The sequence below is a fragment of the Brevibacillus laterosporus LMG 15441 genome (assembly GCF_000219535.2).
GTDB lineage: Bacteria > Bacillota > Bacilli > Brevibacillales > Brevibacillaceae > Brevibacillus_B > Brevibacillus_B halotolerans.
In genome coordinates this window covers 4,755,053-4,773,649 of sequence record NZ_CP007806.1, presented here as the reverse complement: position 1 = coordinate 4,773,649, position 18,597 = coordinate 4,755,053, and the positions used below count along the sequence as shown (strand labels likewise).

Sequence of the window (18,597 nt, the reverse complement as noted above, 5' to 3'; positions counted from 1 at the left end):
TTTTACTACGGCAGTAAAGGCTTATTTGCTTGTAACATTAAGCCTTTCTAAGGCTGCTATGAGATGTTTAACAAAAAAATAAAGACCACGTTGAAATTTGTCGATAATCCAGCATTTGACTTTACCATAGGCAAGGTGTATAGTCAGATCATGGATTAACAAATAGTCCACAGTTTTCTTATGAAAGGAATGTTTAATACATGCAAGGAAAAGTAAAATGGTTTAATGCAGAAAAAGGTTTTGGTTTCATCGAGCGCGATGGAGGCGACGATGTATTCGTACATTTCTCCGCTATCCAATCTGAAGGTTTCAAAAGCTTGGATGAAGGTCAAACTGTAGAGTTTGATATCGTTGAAGGCGATCGTGGTCCTCAAGCGGCTAACGTAACTAAAATCTAATTGATTTTATAATCAATACCCCCTAGGATAACTTAGGGGGTTTTTGGTGTTTATTTCCACTAAAATTCCTTGTTTCAAAAAAATCGAAATAGGTTTAAAATAGAGACAAGCCTTACTTGCTGTGTTGACGAAAGATTAAAATCAAGTGAAAATTTTTAAACATTTTGTCTTTTTTTCACGAATTTTGTTAAAACGAAAAGAAGAAACAGCAGGTTTTAATTACGTCTATGTAGAATACAAATAGCATAGACGGAAGGAGGTTGTGTCCATGAACTACAATATTCGTGGCGAAAACATTCAAGTTACAGAAGCTCTTCGGGAGTATGTAGAGAAAAAGATAAGCCGTCTCGAACGCTATTTTGACAATCTAGGGCATGTAGAGGTACATGTGACAATGCGCGTGCTTCGTGGAGAAGGAACCATTGAGGTAACCATTCCGATGACTGGCGTTATTCTCCGAGCTGAGGAAACTCACGACGATATGTACGCAGCAATTGATTTGGTTGTTGAAAAATTAGAGCGTCAAATGCGTAAGTACAAAACAAAAATCAACCGTAAACAGCGTCATGAATCAGGGGCTAAAGCGATGCCGAATATGGAAGCTTCCTCTGTAGCTGTAGCGGATGAAGAGGATGATGTACAGTTTGATATCGTAAGAACGAAGCGATTCAACTTAAAACCGATGGATTCAGAAGAGGCCATTATGCAAATGGAACTTCTGGGCCACAACTTCTTCGTCTTTGAAAACAGTGAAAGCAATGATGTAAATGTAGTCTATCGTCGAAATGATGGACGATACGGGTTAATAGAACCAAAATAAACGTATACAATCATTAAAAAAATTAAAAATATATACAAAAAGTGGTAAAGGGGTTGTCGATTGGCAACTCCTTTACTTGTGTTTACTGATAGAGATTTGGTAAAATAGATTGTTAGAAAGTACCCTTAGGGGAACGGTGGAAGGGGTGTCCCTATGTTAGGGCTTGTAAAGAAGCTTTTTGGCGATACAAATGAACGTGAATTAAAGAAATTAGTTAAGCGTGTAGACAAAATTAATGCGTTAGAACCCCAAGTAACATTACTTACTGATGACCAATTAAAGGAAAAAACGGCGGAATTCCGTGCTCGTTTGGAAAAGGGAGAAACGCTGAATGATATATTAAACGAAGCTTTTGCTGTAGTGCGTGAAGCGTCCAAACGTGTATTGGGGATGCGTCACTTTGACGTACAGCTAATTGGTGGTATGGTCCTGCAAGAAGGACGCATTGCTGAAATGAAGACTGGTGAAGGTAAAACCCTTGTAGCGACCTTAGCTACGTACTTGAATGCCTTGGCTGGTAAGGGTGTTCACATTGTAACAGTAAACGAATACTTAGCTGAGCGTGACTCCAAGATTATGGGTGAGCTGTACCAATTTCTTGGCATGACAGTAGGTTTGAACATAAACGGTATGAGTGCTGAACAAAAACGTGAGGCATACTACTGCGATATTACGTATGGTACAAACAACGAGTTTGGATTTGACTACCTGCGTGACAACATGGTGCTTTATAAAGAGCAAATGACACAACGTCCTTTGCACTATGCAATCATTGACGAAGTGGATAGTATCCTAGTCGACGAAGCGCGTACTCCACTGATCATTTCCGGATCAGCTAATAAATCTACTGAACTTTATTATATTTGCTCCCATTTTGTAAAAAGACTGGAGTCTGAAACGGATTTTAGTATTGATGAAAAACTAAAAATCGCTACTTTAACCGATGAAGGTGTGAGCAAGGTTGAAAAAGCGTTTAACGTGGACAATTTGTACGATACCAACCATGTTACACTTAACCACCATATTACATCGGCTTTGAAGGCTCAGGTTCTGTTTAAACGTGACGTTGATTATGTTGTGCAGGATGGCGAGGTTGTGATCGTAGACGAGTTCACAGGGCGTCTGATGGTGGGTCGTCGTTACAGTGATGGTTTGCATCAGGCGATTGAAGCGAAGGAAGGGCTAAAAGTACAGAGCGAAAGCATGACCTTGGCAACAATTACGCTGCAAAACTACTTCCGTATGTATCAAAAGTTGAGCGGTATGACCGGTACAGCTAAGACTGAGGAAGAGGAATTCAAAAAAATCTATGGATTGGACGTAGTTGTGATTCCTACAAACCGCCCAATTCAACGTATAGATATGGCGGATGCAATATATAAATCCGAGGATGCCAAATATCGTGCGGTAGTAAAAGAGATCGTGGAGCGCCATAAAAAAGGACAACCTATTTTGGTTGGTACCATTTCCATCGAAAACTCAGAGAAACTATCTCACCTATTGCGCCAAAAAGGTGTACCACATAATGTACTCAATGCGAAGCAGCATGAACGTGAAGCAGAGATTGTTGCTCGCGCGGGTCAATTCGGTGCAGTAACCATCGCTACAAACATGGCTGGTCGCGGTACAGACATTCAGTTGGGTGAAGGGGTACCTGCAATAGGTGGTCTGCATATCATCGGTACAGAGCGCCATGAGAGCCGTCGTATTGATAACCAGCTACGTGGACGTGCAGGTCGTCAAGGGGACCCGGGTTCCTCTCAATTCTTCTTGTCCCTACAGGATGAGCTTATGCGCCGTTTCGGAGCTGACAACATCATGAATATGATGGACAGACTCGGAATGGAAGAAGATATGCCGATTGAAAGCCGTCTTGTATCCCGTGCTGTTGAATCTGCTCAAAAACGAGTAGAGGGTAGCAACTTTGATGCACGTAAAGTTGTCTTGCAATATGACGACGTAATGAATAAGCAACGCGAAGTCATCTATAAGCAGCGTAAAGAGATTCTTGAGCGCGATAACCTGCATGATATCGTTGAGGGCATGATAAATAGCGTGATTGAACGTATAGTTCAGGCGTATTGCCCGAAAGAACAGATTCCAGAAGAATGGGATCTAGAGGGTCTGCTTGAAACATGCGTAAGCACATTCTTGTTCGAGGATGCGATTACGGTTTCTAATCTGAAAGGAAAAGAAGCGGAAGAGATTGAGGAGATGTTGAAAGAGATTGCTCATACGCAATTGAAACAACGTCAGGAAGAAATTGGCGATATGATGGCCGAATTTGAAAAAGTGGTTGTTCTACGTGCTGTTGATAGCAAGTGGATGGATCACATTGATGCAATGGAACAATTGCGCCAAGGTATCCACCTGCGTGCCTATGCTCAGACTGATCCATTGCGTGAGTATCAATTTGAGGGATATGAAATGTTCCAAGGCATGATTGCAAGCATTGAAGAGGAAGTATCCTTGTATATCATGAAATCGGAAGTTGGACAAAACCTTGAGCGTCAGGAAGTAATTGATGCTGAGAAGTTAAAAACGTCTGGACCATCTGATGAGGCTGGAGCATCTGAGCCAGAGCAAAAAAACAGAGCACAACGCCGTGCAGATAAAAAGAAAAAATAAAACAGGCCTGAGAAGAAAGCTGCTGTTCAGTTGAATGGCAGCTTTTTTGGCATATAATAAGAGCAATAAGACTGAAATGGGGGAGACAATGGTAACAGCGGAGATAACCTCATGGCTCTTAAAAATTTTATTCTTATTAAACTTTTTGTTTGCCATCGTGGTTGTTTTTTTAGAGAGACGTACCCCTGTTTCTACATGGGCATGGTTAATGATCTTATGGTTTATTCCTGTTCTTGGATTTGTTTTATATCTTATGCTGGGACAAAATTTAAGTCGAAAGAAAATTTTTAAGTGGGATAAGCATGTTTATGCTTATATGAAGCGAGAAGTAGTTAAACAGATGGAGCAGCTCAAAGCTAAGAAGCTCCAGTTCCATGACCCTGTTGGCAAAGAGTATCAGGACTTAGTGTATTTACATCTAAACAATGATGAAGCACTACTGACCCAAGATAATCAGGTAGAGATTATTACGGATGGCTTGCATAAATTTGAACGCTTGTTTGAAGATATTCGCCGGGCGAGCAAACATGTCCATTTGCTGTATTACATCATCAAAAGCGATGAGCTTGGCAATCGACTGGCTGATCTATTATGCGAAAAATCACGGGAGGGAATAGAGGTTCGAGTCCTGTACGATGAGAGTGGGTCACGTTGGCTGTCTAAGGGGCTGATACGTCGAATTAGGCAAGCAGGTGGACAGATTGAGCCTTTCTTTCCTTCCAAGATTCCGCTACTCAACCTGCGTGCAAATAACCGCAATCACCGAAAGATAGTTGTTATTGACGGAGAAGTTGGCTATATTGGGGGCTTTAACATTGGAGATGAGTATCTGGGTAAAAACCCTGCCTTCGGTTATTGGAGAGATACGCATCTAAGAATACAAGGCTCAGCGGTGGATGATTTGCAATCACGCTTTATGCTAGATTGGAAGCAAGCATCTGGGCGGGACATGGCCTTTCGAAATTATTATCAAGCTTCGTCTGCTCCCCGTGGGGATATTCCCCTACAAATCGTTTCAAGTGGCCCTGATTCACAATGGGAGCAAATTAAAAATGGGTACATGAAACTAATAGTAACAGCTAAAGACTATGTGTATATCCAGACCCCGTATCTAATCCCTGATGACAGTATTTTGGATGCGTTGCGCATTGCAGCGTTATCTGGTGTCGATGTCAAAATTATGATTCCGAATAAGCCGGATCATCCCTTTGTTTATTGGGCTACTTATTCAAACGCAGGTGAGCTATTACGAGCTGGGGCAAAGGTATACACCTATGAGAATGGCTTTATGCACGCTAAAACGATTGTTGTAGACGATAAGCTTTCCACAGTAGGAACTGCTAATATCGATGTGAGGAGCTTTCGTTTAAATTTTGAAGTGAATGCGTTTCTCTACCATTCCCATACGGCTAAACAATTGGCTAAACATTTCTTAGCTGATATAGAGCTTTCATCTGAATTAACACTGGAAAAGTATAGACAACGTCCATTATCTATTCGATTAAAAGAATCGATTTCACGGTTACTGTCAGCCATTTTATAGGAGCCCACATGCTATTCTGGGCTCCTTTTTTGTTTGATAAGAGTAATACGAAAAACGGTTTTTTCTAAAGGATTTTCATCCAATTCCAGTAGACCTCCGTGCAATTTAACAATCTTATGAGCGATTGACAGGCCTAAGCCTGTTCCGCCATCGGTTTGTCGAGAATGATCTCCTCTGACGAAGGGATCAAATATATGACGCTGTACATGGGCAGGAATGCCGGTACCATTGTCTGCAATCTCAATGATGATGGAATCGTTCTGCTCCTGAACAGCAATTCGGACGTTCGTTCCTGGCGGATTATATTTAATCGTATTGGAAATAAGATTGCTTATGACTCTGCTCATATGCCGGTAATCAAAATCGTACAAAATTTCGTTTTCGGGCACCTGAATATGTAATTTAAATTGTTTTTCTTCCATGTCATCTAAAAAATCGACTGTAATTTCTCTGATGAATTCACATAGATCATAGGTACGAATGGAGAGGGGATACTGACCATCATCTAGTGTTAAAAAGTCAAATAACGAATTAATCAAAGCATTTACACTCTGCGATTTATTGTAAATAAGCTGCAAATAACGTCTTTTCTTTTCTTCATCCACCACCATATCATCCTGTAGGGCAGAGGCGTATCCCTGAATGCTTGTGATCGGTGTTTTAAGATCATGAGATATATCCATGAGCATACGTTGCTTACTTTCTTCCAATTTTTCCTTCTCAGCGCGAGTCGCTTCTAATTTATCTGCCAAAAAGTTAAAAGCATCACGGATTTTTCCGAATTCACTTTCCGCTTTTAGATGAATACGAGCTTGATAGTCTCCATCGATCATCTTTTTAATAGCAACGGTGATCGTATGAAGAGGAACACTAATTTTGCGAGCTGTCCACCGACTATATAAAAAGATGATAATAATGATCGGGACAAATAGGAGCAAACATGATTTAAGGATAATCTTGCTGACCTGAGATACCGTATGATCAAAATTTTTAAAGTATTGAATGTCAATGTTAATGCTGTCTCGGGGAATTTTGACCAAGCAAATATATTTCTTATTACTTTTGGTAGTAAATGGCGCAATGGAGTAGTAATAGAGCTGCTCCTCCGTATTGTCTAAAAACTGATAGAGCTGTTCCTCCGTATAATGGTAAATGGAATCCATTTTCACACCGATAACATGGATGATTTGGTGGTTAGAATTGAGGATTTCTACCCAGCCCCCGTTTTCCAAAATGGCATTTGCCCTAATATTTTCGTAGTCATCCGATACGATGTCCTTCGCCCGGTAAATGGGAGATAAGCCTTGTTCAACGCTTGAGTTGATTTGATAGACGAGATAACCGAGAGCTATCGTTAAAATGGAGCTAATAATAAATATAAAGATGCTATAATTCCATAATAATGTAGAGTGTATTTTTTTATGTTTCATTGTGAGCTGACCCTCTTTGTTTGGATGAAAAATGAACCAGTTTATAGCCTAGACCTCGAACTGTTTTTACATAAAGCGGTTTTTTGGGGTCTGGCTCTATCTTATCCCGCAATTTACTAATATGAACCATGATGGTGTTATCGTCACTGTAAAAGGGATCGCCCCATACCTTTTCAAAGATCTGGCGTTTGGTAAAAACACGATTGGGCTGCTCCATAAACATCTCAAGCATTTTATACTCCGTTGATGTTAAGGGGATTTCCACCTGATTCCTGCATAGGATGCATTGCTGCTTATGTAAAGTTAAATCGCCTACAGTAAGAACGGATAGAGCCTGTGTTGTCTCATCGTTTAATGGATTCAGATGGTAGGAACGTCGTAGTTGTGCTTTGATTCGTGCTACGACCTCTAAGGGATTAAACGGCTTGGTAATATAATCATCTGCCCCCATGCCTAATCCTAAAATAATGTCGTGATCTTGACTGCGAGCTGACAAGAAAATGACGGGGAGCGTGTAGTCCTGACGTATTTGCGTAAGCAGGTGCAAACCATTTAGCTTAGGCATCATAATATCAATTAAAACTAGATCTATTGATTGATTCTGGATACAGAGAAGGGCTGCTTCTCCATCTGAGGCTTCAATGACTCGCAGGTTTTCTTTTTCTAGATATAGCCGCAGTAGCTCGACTATCTCCTGCTCATCATCGGCAACCAGGATTGTCCGATTCATTCTCTTTTCCCTCCGCTAAGTCTATAAGTAAAACACTACTCACTATTCTACACGTTTTGGAAAAACGTGGTGATATTTTTAGGAAATAGATAAAATTTCATCGTCAACAAAACCTAGAAAGGTTGCACCTGTCTTATTTTCAGCTACAATAAACAATAAGAAAATGAGTTTTAAAGGAGTAGATAGAATGGCACTGATCGACGTGGCTGATGTAAAGCAAGAAATGGCTAGTCTGTCCAAACGACTAACGGATATTAGGGGGTCTCTTTGACCTCCCAGAAAAGCTAGAGCGCATTGGTGAATTGGAGGAGCGGATGTTAGCTCCAGATTTTTGGGATGATAATGATGTTGCACAAAAAACCATTGGAGAGCTTAATGGGATCAAAAGTCTAACAGATACGATGGGACGTCTGGATGCCTCTTATGACGACTTACAGATGATGCTGGAGCTAGTGATTGAAGAAGGCGATAGTTCTCTTATTTCCGATCTGTATCAGAGTACACAGGATTTAAAGAAGAACTTTGAGGACTTTGAGCTAGAATTGTTATTGAGCGATCAATACGATAAAAATAACGCTATTTTGGAGTTGCATCCAGGAGCTGGTGGAACGGAGTCGCAGGATTGGGGTTCTATGCTACTGCGGATGTACACACGCTGGGCTGAACGCAAAGGCTTCAAAGTAGAGACGCTGGATTATCTGCCAGGTGATGAGGCAGGGATCAAAAGTGTTACGCTGTTAATTAAAGGACACAATGCGTACGGATATTTAAAGGCGGAAAAAGGGGTGCACCGATTAGTGCGTATCTCGCCGTTTGATGCTTCAGGACGCCGTCATACTTCCTTCGTATCGTGCAACGTCCTACCAGAGATTGAAAACGATAAAGAAGTAGATATTCGAACTGAGGATTTAAAGATTGATACGTACCGTTCCAGTGGTGCAGGGGGACAGCATATCAACACGACAGATTCTGCCGTTCGTATTACTCATTTACCAACTGGTATAGTTGTGACGTGCCAAACCGAGCGTTCTCAGATTAAAAACCGCGATCGGGCTATGAAGATGCTATTAGGCAAGCTGTTCGAGCTACAGAAGCAGGAGCAAGAGAAAACACTAGCTTCGATTCAGGGAGAACAGAAGGACATTGCTTGGGGCAGTCAAATTCGTTCGTATGTATTCCACCCGTACAGCATGGTGAAGGATCATCGGACCAATATGGAGGTAGGCAATGTGCAGGCAGTGATGGATGGAGAGCTTGATCCATTTATTGATGCTTATCTACGCTCCCAATTGCAATAAGCGTGCGTGCATGCTGACAGAAGGAGAGGCTGAAGAATGCTAGTTTTTTCAGCCTCTTTTTTACTAGAAAAGAATTTAGAAATAAAAAATAGAAAAAGTATTGCATTTACCAGATTGCTATGTTAGACTATAGAAGTCAACACGATGCGGGTGTGGCGGAATTGGCAGACGCACCAGATTTAGGTTCTGGCGGGCGACCGTGGGGGTTCAAGTCCCTCCACCCGCACCATTTATCTGCCGGAGTGGCGGAATAGGCAGACGCAACAGACTTAAAATCTGTCGGGAGTAATCCCGTACCGGTTCAAGTCCGGTCTTCGGCACCATATAAGAACAGTGAGCACTTTTGCATAATTGCAAAAGTGCTTTTTCGTTTTTTGTGTAGTTTTTTAAGTGCGATAGTTTTGATTTATTGCTCTTTTCTAAAATGTTTTACAATCTTATGAACACTGATACAGAAGCTGAGAAAACGCATACTACTATGATATACTACATTTAGCAAATTACACCAATTTGGATGTAGCTTAGCTAATGGTAAAAACAGAGAAGCAAGTGAAGTAAAGTAGCACAGGTACAAACGGTAATGGCTATATAGTCTACTGCTCGTTTGTACCTATTTTTAGTTGCAAAGGAAAGGGAGGCATTCAAAAAATGAAACGTTTAGCAACTGTATTGATGGTAGGAGCGCTTGCTGTGGGATTAACAGCCTGTGGTGGACAACAATCACAACCTGCACCGGAAGAGAAGCCGGCGGCAGAGAAGGCAAGTGGAGATACAGCGACTGCATCAGCGGGAGAAGAAAAATTCAAACAAAGCAGTTGTGTTGGCTGTCACGGTGTGGACTTGAAGGGAGCAACCGGTCCTTCCCTAGAAACAATAGGTAGCAAATACAATAAAGATGAAATATTAGAGATCATTAAAAATGGAAAAGGCAGCATGCCAGCCAACATGTCTAAAGGCGAAGATGCAGAAACAATTGCAACTTGGCTAGCAGAAAAGAAATAGAACGAACGAATAGGGTGAGGTCCTTGGATCTCATCCTTTTTAGCCAAAATAATATTTGTAATCAATTAGAATTTTTATTATTATAAATGTATATTTATGCATAAAAATTAGGAGTGAGAGCGATGAAACGTATTGGGATTATTGGAGCCACTGGATACAGCGGTATTGAACTCATTCGTATCTTATTGCAGCATCCTGAGATATACATACAAAGTCTTTATTCTAGTTCGGCAGAAGGCAGATCATTGGCTGAATTCTTCCCTCATTTGCAGAGTGCAGATTTACCCATGCTACAGGGCATTCAGCCAGAGAAAATTGCGCAGGAGAATGATGTCGTGTTCTTAGCAACTCCGGCTGGGGTGAGTGCTGAAATAACGCCTGTTTTAATAAAGGGGGGAGTGAAGATTATCGATTTATCTGGTGATCTTAGGCTCCGATCTCCTGAGGCTTATCAGGAATGGTATAAGAAGTTACCAGCAACGAAGGAAGTATTGCAGCAGGCTGTCTATGGCTTGCCTGAATGGAACAAATCTAAAGTAAGAGAAGCTTCGGTGGTGGCTAATCCAGGCTGCTATCCAACTGCTACCCTGCTTTCCCTGTTACCGCTGCTTCAAACAGAGTGGATCAAGCCCGACAGTATCATTGTTGATGCTAAATCAGGAGTCTCGGGTGCTGGTCGTGGAGCGTCGCTTGGTGTTCATTACAGCGAATTAAATGATAGCTTTCACGCTTATAAAGTAGGGCAACATCAGCATACGCCAGAGATCGAGCAGGGAATTTTACAAATGACGAAGAAAGAGATAGCTATTCAGTTCACCCCTCATCTGGTGCCGATGACCAGAGGAATTTTGACCACTAGCTATATTCAAATAGATAAAAGTCAGGATGTAGGCTTTACCGTTGAAGGCTTACAAAAGCTGTATGAACATGCATATCAGAATGCTCCCTTTGTCCGTGTAAGGCCATTTGGGTCCTATCCACGCACAAAAGAGGTGCTTGGAACAAATTACTGTGATATCGCTCTTCATTTTGATGAAAGAACGGGTCGGATTATCATTTTATCCGTTATTGATAACATGGTTAAAGGTGCGGCGGGTCAGGCAATCCAAAATATGAATTTGTTGTTTGGATTTGAAGAGACGCTTGGGTTACCGAAACATGCTCTTTATCCGTAGTGTATGTGACGCTTTTACGCGAAGCGAGGTATTCTAGGTCAACTACTTATGAATAGGAGACTTGTAAAATGCTACATGAGGTTATGGTAATTAAATGCGGTGGAAGCATGCTGGAGCAATTGCCTGAATCTTTCTACAACAAACTTGCTTTCCTGCAAGCAGAAGGAAAATCTATTGTAATTGTACATGGAGGCGGACCGGCGATAAATCAAATGCTAGATCAATTGAAGATCGAGCCAATCTTTTCTAACGGATTGCGAGTAACGGATGAGGCTACCATGCAAGCCGTGGAAATGGTATTAAGCGGTCCAATGAATAAATTGATCGTTCGAAAGCTATTGCATGCAGGGGGAAAAGCATGGGGATTAAGCGGAGTAGATGGTTCCTTATTGCAAGCAGTAGAGAAAATGGATGGCTTAGGACTGGTAGGAAAGATTACAGCAGTGAATCCAGCACCTCTTCAATTGTTGCTTGCGAATGGCTATATTCCAGTCGTGTCACCTATTGCCGTATCAGAGGATGGTAACACACGATTTAACTGCAACGCAGATACAGCAGCAGGGGCGATTGCATCTGCCCTAGGCGCGAAACAAATGCTGATGCTAACAGATGTGCCAGGAATTTGGGAGGAGAATGAGCTAGGGGAAAAACAACTGCTGCCAAGCGTCACGATTGAAGACATCCAAATGATGATTCAGAACCAAATGATTACGGGGGGAATGATTCCGAAGGTTCAAGCAGCTTTAGACGCACTGGCCCAGGGAGTTCAGGAGGTTGTTATTTGTAAGGGAGCGGCAGAAACGCTTGATGGTTTGGTAAAAGGAAGAGCTGTAGGTACTTCCATTTCGGCCGGGATGCCGCGTGGAGAGGACTCACAAGCCTTCGTTGCAACAGAAATTGATTAGGGAAAAAGGAGAGAGATCGCTCATGACTGTTTATACAGAAAAAATGCATGTGATGAATACTTATGCGCGTTGGGATGTTACGATTGTCAAAGGGAGCGGTACCACGGTCTGGGATCATACAGGAAAAGCGTATTTAGACTGCACATCTGGTATCGGTGTGACATCGCTTGGGCATTGTCCTCCTGCCGTATCAGCAAAACTGCATCAGCAGTTAGATACCTTATGGCATAGCTCCAATGTAACGCAACATCCGCTGCAAGAGGAATTAGGAAAAAAACTGACTGAATTGTCTGGTTTAGATCAAGTGTTCTTTTGCAACAGCGGGGCGGAAGCGAATGAAGCGGCGATTAAACTAGCGCGGCGTTATGCCCAAAAAACGAAGAATGAGGATCGTTTCGAAATAATTACGTTTGAGCAGTCCTTCCATGGCAGAACCCTAGCTACGTTAACAGCTACAGGTCAGCAAAAGGTAAAAGAGGGCTTTAATCCTTTGCCGGCCGGATTTATCACTGTGCCATACGGAGATGTAGAAGCTGTGAAGAACGTGACGACAAACCAAACATGCGCCGTATTGCTAGAGCTTGTACAAGGAGAAGGCGGCGTTCATCCAGCCTCAATGGAGTTCGTGACCGAATTATATGCGTGGTGCAAATCAAATGATATTTTATTGATGATTGATGAAGTGCAGACAGGTATTGGTCGAACGGGTGAATGGTTTAGTTATCAGCACTATGGAATCGTACCCGATGTGATAACGCTGGCTAAAGGATTAGGCAGTGGCTTTCCGATAGGAGCAATGCTTGCGACGGAGGCGGTAGCCGCGGCCTTTTCTCCAGGCTCACATGGGACCACCTTTGGAGGGAATCAATTAGCTACAACAGCGGGAATGGCAACACTTTTGGAAATGGAGCAACAGAACGTATTATCGCATGTAAAAGCTATGAGCGAATACCTGCTTGATGCGTTAAAAGACATAGCCAAGCAATATCCCCATCAAATAAAAGGGGTACGCGGGCTCGGGTTGATGGTTGGTTTAGAAATGACTGGCGAGGTAAGCGGGTATCTAAAAGCGGCTCAGCAAAAAGGCGTATTATTGCTACAGGCAGGTCCAAATGTTATCCGATTATTGCCGGCGCTCATCATTCAAAAGTCAGAGATCGACCAATTAGTGCTAGTGCTAAAAGAGATTTTGCAGTCAGGAGAGAAGTAAGATAGCCGGATATCAGAAATAATCATGCAACGATTTTTGATTTTATTCAGAAAAATCGTTGCATTTTTTTTGGAGTGAATGTATGATTATACAAAAATAACGAATATATATTCATAAAGCAGAGTGTTGGGAACTTTTTGTCGATAGGAGCTGGTTGCGTTGGATAAGTATTTACACGGCAACAATACAGGGTTTCTTACGTTAGAGAGCGGAGAAGTATTTGCAGGTAAGCTGTATGGAGTACCACTTACCTCATACGGAGAGGTGGTTTTTCATACAGGAATGACTGGGTATCAGGAGGTGATGAGCGATCCTTCCTTTTATGGTCAGATCGTCACCTTCACCTATCCGTTGATTGGGAATTATGGTGTTAATGAAATCGACTATGAATCAACTCAGCCTGCTATTTCTGGTATGGTTGTTAGTCAGCTTTGTCAAAACCCTAGCCATTTTCGTTCCCGGATATCTTTAGATACGGCTGCAAAGCAGTTCGGCTTCCCTATTTTAGCTGGAGTAGACACACGGTCGATTACACAAAAGGTTCGGCAGGGTGGTCTGCTTTACGGTGTTCTAGCTGATCAGCCGATGACAGCAGAGGAGATTGCTTTGCATAGGCTTCGTCAGGAGGAGCGCATTTTTGTAGAGCATGTTTCCAGAACTCGCTCCATCACCTATCGAGGAGAAGGGGAGCATATTGTAGTCATTGATTTGGGTATGAAGCACTCTATTTTGCAAGCCCTGTTAAAGCTTGGCTGCAAGGTAACGGTTGTGCCTTATCAGACGCGTATGGAGGAAATTAGGGCTCTACAGCCAGATGGTATCGTCTTCTCCAATGGGCCTGGTAACCCTGAACAATTACGAAAATATTGTCGACAATGGCGTAAATTAGCCGAAGCATTTCCGACATTAGGGATTTGTTTGGGGCATCAAGTATTGTCGTTGATGTTTGGGGGACAGACAGAACGACTTCCCTTTGGGCATCGCGGAAGCAACCATCCTGTAAAAGAGCTGAGCACTGGTAAAGTATATATAACTTCGCAGAATCATAGCTATGTGGTGAAGGAGGGGGGATTAGATAAGCAAAACCTAATGGTCACCTATCGAAATGTAAATGATGGCAGTGTGGAAGGGCTACGACATATGTATCTGCCCATTATGAGCGTACAATTCCATCCAGAAGCACATCCGGGACCAGATGATACCTCACATATTATTGCGACCTTCTTGGAATCGGTACAAACGATAGGAGCGAAGCATTATGCCTAAACAACAACACATTCATAAAGTGCTGGTAATCGGTTCGGGTCCGATTGTGATTGGGCAGGCAGCGGAGTTTGATTATTCCGGGGCACAAGCTTGTCTTTCACTAAAGGAGGAAGGCGTAGAAGTTGTGCTAGTGAATAACAATCCAGCTACTATCATGACCGATGAGCAGATTGCAGATAAGGTGTATCTGGAACCATTAACTGTCACTTCTATCACAAAAATTATTCAAAAGGAACGACCGGATGGATTGCTACCAACACTAGGCGGACAGACAGGACTTAATTTGGCTGTGGAATTAGCTGAGGCAGGCGTATTAGAGCGCTTTGGAGTAGCTTTATTAGGGACTCCCTTGACTGCTATTCAGAACGGTGAGGATCGCGAGTTATTTAAACGAATGATGAATAACATTCATGAACCTGTTCCTGAGAGCATAACAGTGAGTACTATACAGGAAGCTCTACATTTTGCGAATCAGATTGGTTATCCCGTGATTGTTCGTCCAGCTTATACACTTGGAGGAGCAGGGGGAGGAATTGCTTCTGATCAACAGGCTCTTGAAAAAATCGCTGAACAAGGACTGGCAGCAAGTCCAATACAACAGGTGCTAGTGGAAAGAAGTGTGAAGGGCTGGAAGGAAATTGAGTATGAAGTCATGCGGGATGCAAATGATACCTGCATTATCGTTTGTAACATGGAAAATATAGACCCAGTTGGTGTTCATACGGGAGATAGTATCGTTGTAGCGCCTTCTCAAACCTTAACAGATCGTCAATATCAAATGCTACGCAGTGTTTCTACCAAAGTGATTCGAGCGTTAGGTGTAGTGGGTGGTTGTAATATTCAATTTGCCTTAGACCCACATTCAGATCGCTATTACCTCATTGAAGTAAATCCGAGGGTTAGTCGTTCCTCAGCCTTAGCTTCCAAAGCGACAGGCTATCCGATCGCAAGGATCGCTGCAAAATTAGCATTGGGCTATCACTTGGACGAGGTGCTCAACCCTATCACCGGTAATACCTATGCTAGCTTTGAACCAGCATTGGATTATGTAGTTGTCAAAATTCCACGTTGGCCCTTTGATAAATTCCCATTAGCTGACCGCAATCTAGGAACACAAATGAAAGCAACAGGCGAGGTAATGGCCATTGCTCGAACTTTTGAGGCTGCTTTGTTAAAGGCTCTCCGTTCTTTAGAAATTGGCTGTCATTATCTCTACCGAAAGGATATTGCGTCTCTATCTTTGGAGGAGTTGGAGAAACTATTAAAGATTGCCACGGACCTTCGTTTATTTGCTGTAGCAGAAGCGTTACGTCGGGGTATGAGTATACAAGAGCTTCACATGAAAACAGAAATTGACCCTTTCTATTTAGGTCATATTAAGTCCATTATCCAGTGGGAGAAAAGGTTGAAAGCATCATGCAAAGACACATTACGTATGGAGGAATTGAGAGCTTGTAAGGAAATTGGCATTACGGATCAGACGATTGCCTGGATGATGAAGCTTCCTGTAAGTGAAATTTGGAAAATGCGTCAGAAATGGGGTCTCATGCCGGTCTATAACATGGTCGATACGTGTGCGGGAGAGTTTGATGCAAAGACAGCTTATTATTACTCCACATGGCAAGGCAAGAATGAGGTGGTATCTTTATCAGCAAAAAAAATATTGGTGCTAGGCTCGGGGCCCATCCGTATTGGGCAGGGGATTGAATTTGATTATTGTTCTGTGCATGCAGCTAAGGCTTTGCAAAAACAGAAGCTGAAAGCCATCGTGATTAACAATAACCCAGAGACAGTGAGTACCGATTACGAGACGGCCGATCATCTTTATTTTGAGCCTTTGCATATTGAAGATGTGCTGCATGTAGCTAGGCAAGAAGGAGTGGCTGGGGTATTCGTCCAATTCGGTGGTCAGACTGCGATTAACCTGGCAGGTGCTATCCAAGAAGCGGGGCTGACCGTCTTGGGAACAGCCTTAGAGCAAATGAAACGGGTCGAGGATCGAGAACTGTTTTATCAGATGCTCCAAAAGCTAAATATTCCCCACATACCAGGGAAGGGAGTCTATTCCACAGAAGAGGCGATTCATGTTGCTACTAGCATTGGCTATCCTGTATTGCTGCGCCCCTCCTACGTTATTGGAGGCCAAGGAATGACGGTTGTGCATGATGAGGGCGAGCTACGTGCAGCGATGCAAGGCTGGATTGATGAACAGGTTGACACCAGTTGTTTTCCTTTGCTGATCGATCAATTTATATCGGGTATGGAAGTCGAGCTAGATGCGATAACGGATGGCTATGATGTATTAATTCCCGGAATTTTTGAACATGTTGAGAAAGCGGGAATACATTCAGGAGATAGTATTGCCTTGTTTCCTGCCCAGCATCTCACAGAACAACAGAAGCGGCTAATAGTCCACTATACCAAGAAAATCGCTAAGGAAATGCAAGCAATCGGGATTGTGAATCTCCAGTTCGTCCTACAGGATTCAAATGTTTATGTGTTAGAGGTAAATCCGCGTGCTTCTCGTACAGTGCCAATTACGAGTAAGGTGACCAATATCCCAATGGTGGAATTGGCTGTGCGAGTCTCTCTTGGAGAGCGTTTAGCAGATATGGGCTATGAGCTAGGACTTTCAGAAGACATTCATTTTTTTGTGGTAAAGGCTCCTGTATTTTCTTCCACGAAGCTAGTGGGTGTAGACCCTTTATTAGGACCTGAAATGAAATCTACAGGTGAGATTCTGGGACTTGGTCGAACTGTAAAAGAGGCATTCAGTAAAGCTTTTGCCTACAAACAAGGTGCGAATAAACGGCTAGCTAGTGGAGATGGTTTATTTCTTTCACTAAACGATGCTGACAAAGCAAGCGTATTACCCTACCTTCGGAAAGGAAAAGTATCGGGGGTACGTATCTATGCAACAGAAGGCACGGCGCAGTTTTTGAATAATCACGGCATTGAAATTACGCAAATATGTAAAGGATTACCTGACTATACATCGTTGGTTAAAGCGGGATTCATTCAAACGTCATTAATTACCGCTACAAAAGGAAATCAGGCAGAGCGTACAGGGTTTCAACTGCGTAGCTTATCTGTTCAGCATGGCATTACGTTGTTCACTGTTGTCGAGACATTTGCGGCCTATTTACAAATTTGTCAAGAAAAGGAGAGCGAAAGTAATGAAGCCTGTGAAGAACTTGGATCTCTATGCAGAAGTTCAACCCCCTCTTTATAGAGGAAAAAATACACTGCAAATTGACGAGTGGAGTAGGGAGGAGATGCTCGAACTACTGCATTATGCTAGTCAAATAAAGTCGATGCAAAAAAACGGCACGGTCTACCAGCCATTAGCTGGAAAAACATTAGCGATGATCTTCACGAAATCCTCCACGCGTACTCGTGTTTCTTTTGAAGTAGGGATGTATCAATTAGGGGGAAGCAGTTTATTTCTGACTGATAAAGACCTACAGCTAGGGCGCGGTGAAACAATTTCAGATACAGCGAAAATTTTATCTAGTTATGTAGATGGAATTATGATACGAACTCATGCTCACGAAAATGTCGTAGAGCTAGCAAAGCATGCTAGTGTACCGGTTATTAATGGGCTAACTGATTTGTATCATCCTTGCCAGGCTTTGGCTGATCTTTTAACGATACAGGAACACAAGGGCAGATTGCAGGGAATTAAGCTAGCCTTCATCGGAGACGGCAATAATGTGGCAAATTCGCTTGCTCTAGGTGCCTTGATTCTCGGATTAGATGTACGTATTGCCACACCTCCAGGATATGAGATGCAAAATGCTATTGCTGCAAAGGCAGTGGAATACGCTACTCAATATGGTGGAAAATTTATGATGACTCACGATGCAAATGAAGCTGTTGATCAAGCAGACGTGATTTATACCGATGTATGGACCAGCATGGGCTTTGAAGAAGAGAATGAGCAACGTTTGAAAGATTTCACCGCCTATCAGGTAAATGAAAAACTGGTATCCAGAGCCGATTCAGATTATATCTTTATGCATTGTCTCCCTGTGCACCGTGGTGAAGAGGTGACAGCAGAGATTATCGATGGACCTCATTCTGTGGTGTTTGAAGAAGCGGAGAATCGTCTCCATGCACAAAAAGCATTGTTGGCATCTGTAATGTAAATTCCGTCTTATATGGAATTAATGTTATTTTATAGTACAATATG

At 42.5% G+C, this 18,597-nt stretch carries 14 protein-coding genes and 2 tRNA genes; 14 read left to right on the top strand and 2 right to left on the bottom strand.

Translation table 11 applies throughout. From position 1 onward, the window contains the following. Positions 1-200 precede the first annotated feature (200 nt). The 4 genes from BRLA_RS21065 to cls all read left to right on the top strand — a co-directional run bounded on the left by BRLA_RS21065 (position 201) and on the right by cls (position 5,389). On the top strand, positions 201-398 hold the full coding sequence (locus BRLA_RS21065) for a cold shock domain-containing protein (protein WP_003334330.1): 198 nt from the start codon (positions 201-203) through the stop codon (positions 396-398). A gap of 268 nt (positions 399-666) precedes the next feature. Next, a complete protein-coding gene (hpf, locus tag BRLA_RS21060; protein WP_003334332.1) occupies positions 667-1,218 on the top strand; it encodes a ribosome hibernation-promoting factor, HPF/YfiA family in 552 nt (183 codons plus the stop codon). A 153-nt stretch (positions 1,219-1,371) separates the two neighbouring features. After that, a complete protein-coding gene (gene secA / locus BRLA_RS21055) occupies positions 1,372-3,846 on the top strand; it encodes a preprotein translocase subunit SecA (protein ID WP_003334333.1) in 2,475 nt (824 codons plus the stop codon). Between the two features lie 88 nt (positions 3,847-3,934). Next, complete coding sequence (cls, locus tag BRLA_RS21050) at positions 3,935-5,389, top strand: cardiolipin synthase (protein ID WP_003334334.1); 1,455 nt, start codon at positions 3,935-3,937, stop codon at positions 5,387-5,389. An 11-nt stretch (positions 5,390-5,400) separates the two neighbouring features. On the opposite strand, the gene BRLA_RS21045 is transcribed toward cls, so the two are convergent. Further along, on the bottom strand, positions 5,401-6,819 hold the full coding sequence (locus BRLA_RS21045) for a sensor histidine kinase (RefSeq protein WP_003334335.1): 1,419 nt from the start codon (positions 6,817-6,819) through the stop codon (positions 5,401-5,403). Beyond that, the gene (locus BRLA_RS21040; RefSeq protein ID WP_003334336.1) at positions 6,809-7,549 is read right to left on the bottom strand and encodes a response regulator transcription factor; all 741 of its coding nucleotides are present in this window, start codon (positions 7,547-7,549) and stop codon (positions 6,809-6,811) included. Before BRLA_RS21040 ends, BRLA_RS21045 begins: the two co-directional genes overlap by 11 nt. A 187-nt stretch (positions 7,550-7,736) precedes the next feature. On the opposite strand from BRLA_RS21040, the gene prfB reads away from it, so the two are divergent. The 10 genes from prfB to argF all read left to right on the top strand — a co-directional run bounded on the left by prfB (position 7,737) and on the right by argF (position 18,553). Next, positions 7,737-8,847 (top strand): peptide chain release factor 2 gene (prfB, locus tag BRLA_RS21035; RefSeq protein ID WP_101669268.1). Its coding sequence is split into 2 segments (ribosomal slippage): positions 7,737-7,817 and positions 7,819-8,847, totalling 1,110 coding nucleotides; the frame shifts between segments, so codons are not numbered across the junction. A 146-nt stretch (positions 8,848-8,993) separates the two neighbouring features. After that, positions 8,994-9,076, top strand: a tRNA-Leu gene (locus BRLA_RS21030). 7 nt (positions 9,077-9,083) lie between these two features. Further along, positions 9,084-9,170 (top strand) — tRNA-Leu (locus BRLA_RS21025). A gap of 325 nt (positions 9,171-9,495) precedes the next feature. Next, positions 9,496-9,849 (top strand): cytochrome c551, encoded by a 354-nt coding sequence (cccB, locus tag BRLA_RS21020; RefSeq protein ID WP_003334339.1) that lies wholly within the window; start codon positions 9,496-9,498, stop codon positions 9,847-9,849. Between the two features lie 122 nt (positions 9,850-9,971). Next, positions 9,972-11,024 (top strand): N-acetyl-gamma-glutamyl-phosphate reductase, encoded by a 1,053-nt coding sequence (gene argC / locus BRLA_RS21015; protein WP_003334340.1) that lies wholly within the window; start codon positions 9,972-9,974, stop codon positions 11,022-11,024. 68 nt (positions 11,025-11,092) lie between these two features. Beyond that, positions 11,093-11,929, top strand: a complete 837-nt coding sequence (gene argB, locus BRLA_RS21010; protein ID WP_003334341.1) for an acetylglutamate kinase — start codon at positions 11,093-11,095, stop codon at positions 11,927-11,929. Between the two features lie 22 nt (positions 11,930-11,951). After that, positions 11,952-13,139: an aspartate aminotransferase family protein gene (locus BRLA_RS21005; RefSeq protein ID WP_003334343.1), complete on the top strand. Its 1,188-nt coding sequence runs from the start codon at positions 11,952-11,954 to the stop codon at positions 13,137-13,139. Between the two features lie 159 nt (positions 13,140-13,298). Then, positions 13,299-14,405: a carbamoyl phosphate synthase small subunit gene (locus BRLA_RS21000; RefSeq protein ID WP_003334344.1), complete on the top strand. Its 1,107-nt coding sequence runs from the start codon at positions 13,299-13,301 to the stop codon at positions 14,403-14,405. Continuing rightward, positions 14,398-17,637 (top strand): carbamoyl-phosphate synthase (glutamine-hydrolyzing) large subunit, encoded by a 3,240-nt coding sequence (carB, locus tag BRLA_RS20995; RefSeq protein WP_003334345.1) that lies wholly within the window; start codon positions 14,398-14,400, stop codon positions 17,635-17,637. Before BRLA_RS21000 ends, carB begins: the two co-directional genes overlap by 8 nt. After that, on the top strand, positions 17,582-18,553 hold the full coding sequence (argF, locus tag BRLA_RS20990; protein WP_003334346.1) for an ornithine carbamoyltransferase: 972 nt from the start codon (positions 17,582-17,584) through the stop codon (positions 18,551-18,553). The genes carB and argF overlap by 56 nt, the downstream gene beginning before the upstream one ends. Positions 18,554-18,597 lie beyond the last annotated feature (44 nt).

What these genes read in the sequence shown, in the direction of transcription:
- argC (WP_003334340.1), top strand. Translation starts at nt 9,972, where the DNA reads ATGAAACGTATTGGGATTATTGGAGCCACTGGATACAGCGGTATTGAA.
- BRLA_RS21040 (WP_003334336.1), bottom strand. Translation starts at nt 7,549, where the DNA reads ATGAATCGGACAATCCTGGTTGCCGATGATGAGCAGGAGATAGTCGAG.
- BRLA_RS21065 (WP_003334330.1), top strand. Translation starts at nt 201, where the DNA reads ATGCAAGGAAAAGTAAAATGGTTTAATGCAGAAAAAGGTTTTGGTTTC.
- hpf (WP_003334332.1), top strand. Translation starts at nt 667, where the DNA reads ATGAACTACAATATTCGTGGCGAAAACATTCAAGTTACAGAAGCTCTT.
- cls (WP_003334334.1), top strand. Translation starts at nt 3,935, where the DNA reads ATGGTAACAGCGGAGATAACCTCATGGCTCTTAAAAATTTTATTCTTA.
- BRLA_RS21005 (WP_003334343.1), top strand. Translation starts at nt 11,952, where the DNA reads ATGACTGTTTATACAGAAAAAATGCATGTGATGAATACTTATGCGCGT.
- carB (WP_003334345.1), top strand. Translation starts at nt 14,398, where the DNA reads ATGCCTAAACAACAACACATTCATAAAGTGCTGGTAATCGGTTCGGGT.
- argB (WP_003334341.1), top strand. Translation starts at nt 11,093, where the DNA reads ATGCTACATGAGGTTATGGTAATTAAATGCGGTGGAAGCATGCTGGAG.
- secA (WP_003334333.1), top strand. Translation starts at nt 1,372, where the DNA reads ATGTTAGGGCTTGTAAAGAAGCTTTTTGGCGATACAAATGAACGTGAA.
- cccB (WP_003334339.1), top strand. Translation starts at nt 9,496, where the DNA reads ATGAAACGTTTAGCAACTGTATTGATGGTAGGAGCGCTTGCTGTGGGA.
- BRLA_RS21045 (WP_003334335.1), bottom strand. Translation starts at nt 6,819, where the DNA reads ATGAAACATAAAAAAATACACTCTACATTATTATGGAATTATAGCATC.
- argF (WP_003334346.1), top strand. Translation starts at nt 17,582, where the DNA reads ATGAAGCCTGTGAAGAACTTGGATCTCTATGCAGAAGTTCAACCCCCT.